Raw genomic sequence first — 1,629 nt, 5'->3', positions numbered from 1 at the left:
AGTTGTGGTTGCGTCTGCCGTAAGGGTTGCAGTTTGCTCTGCAGGAACTACATATCTTATTGGAACATTTTTCTCGGAAATGGTGTACACGATCTTCTCATTATTGCTGTTGTAAACAGGAATATCGGAAAGGATTGCAATACCGTCCGAACCTGTTTTTATTGTGTAGGTCTTACCGTTGCCCGTAATAGTGAACTCTCTGTCGCCGTTCTGATTGTCCTCGGACTGCTTATTTATCTTTATTGAACCCGTTTTAAGCTGATTGTTGAACTTCACATTCACAGTCAGATCAACATCTCCGCTTGTCAGCGTAACATTCTGAGCCTTAGGAACTTCGTATCTTGTATCTACATTGATCTCGGATACGGTGTAGGTGATCGATTTGCCCGTAGATGTGTTGTATACCTTTAATCCGCTAAATTCGGCAACGCCGTTTGCATTGGTTTTCTTGGTGTAACTGCTGCCGTCGTTTCCTGTGACCTTGAACTCTCTGCCGCTTACGATCCCGTCATCGGCGGTCTTATTGACCTTAATTTTGCCTCTCGTAAAATCTTCGGTCACAAATATATTTTCGTCAGCCTTTAATGCGAACACTTCTTCAGAGATACTGTAACCTGTCGGTGCGGAGATCTCCTTAACGTAATACTGCTTTTCAGGTAACTGAATGGAACCTGTTCCGTCCTTGCCGATAGTGATCTCGCCGACCTTGTTTTTACAAGCCTTATCGGTATATACTCCGTATTTTGCAACCGTGCCGTCCACCTTGCTTGTGCCTGAAATCTTAACCGTTCTGTCTGAAGCAAGAACCTTAGTTATTTCAAATTTCACATCATTTTTTGTTATCCTGAACGCCGACATATTCATAGCGGTAGCAGTCTTACCGTCAGTCTTGTTGTTGATAACAACGCCCTCAGAACCGCTTGATTCGATTCTCCAGTGTGTACCTCCTGTGCCTGTGCCGTCCCCGACTGTTCTGGAATTGATAAGACTTTCCGAAACGCCGATAGACTTAAGGTAGCTTATTACATCGTTTCTTGAATCAAATTCGCCCATATATATCCAAGCGTGATCCTCACCAACCGGATTCTGAGCGACCACCACAGAACCTGCTGTAATAACCGAACCGTCAGCACACTCCCAATACGGGCGGTCCGTTGTCTTGATGTTTTTCTTTTCGACTTCGACCTTTGAAGTCTTTCCGTCGTAAGTTATGGTGCAGTTATCATTGACTGTAAGCCAATGATCTGTATCAACAGGCACAGGGTTGTTCCAACTGAACCCCGATGTTTTGTATCCAAGCTGCGTAAGAGTATAGTACACAAGACCCGAACAGTCAATGCCGAGATTATTTATTGTTTCGACCGACAGCGGAGTGTACTGACCCTGATCATACGCATACCAATACCCCTTGTTACCAAAGGTATACGGCGTACCCAGCAAGGTCGCCGCCTTTGCGATCACCGTATCCGCTGACGGGAATGCCAGGTTTTCCATAGGTGTGCTTGCGGCACTTGCTGTGATTGCTCCGCTCATAGATGAACCGAACATAGAAAAAGCACAGAGTCCTGCCATGAACCCTGCGCTGAGTTTCTTTAATATTCTATTTTTTATCATTTATCATTCTCCTTT

Annotated in this window: 1 protein-coding gene; it reads right to left on the bottom strand. The window is 44.9% G+C overall.

Features of this window, described 5'->3' with window-relative positions:
- The coding region (locus QVO88_RS10275; protein WP_288178004.1) for a SpaA isopeptide-forming pilin-related protein at nt 1-1,614 on the bottom strand (1,614 nt) is incomplete at its 3' end.
- Nucleotides 1,615-1,629 lie beyond the last annotated feature (15 nt).

This window comes from Ruminococcus sp. CAG:57 (assembly GCF_000435935.1).
GTDB lineage: Bacteria > Bacillota > Clostridia > Oscillospirales > Ruminococcaceae > Hominimerdicola > Hominimerdicola aceti.
Note: the sequence above shows the minus strand (reverse complement) of the source record. Positions and strands in the feature narration are given on the sequence as shown.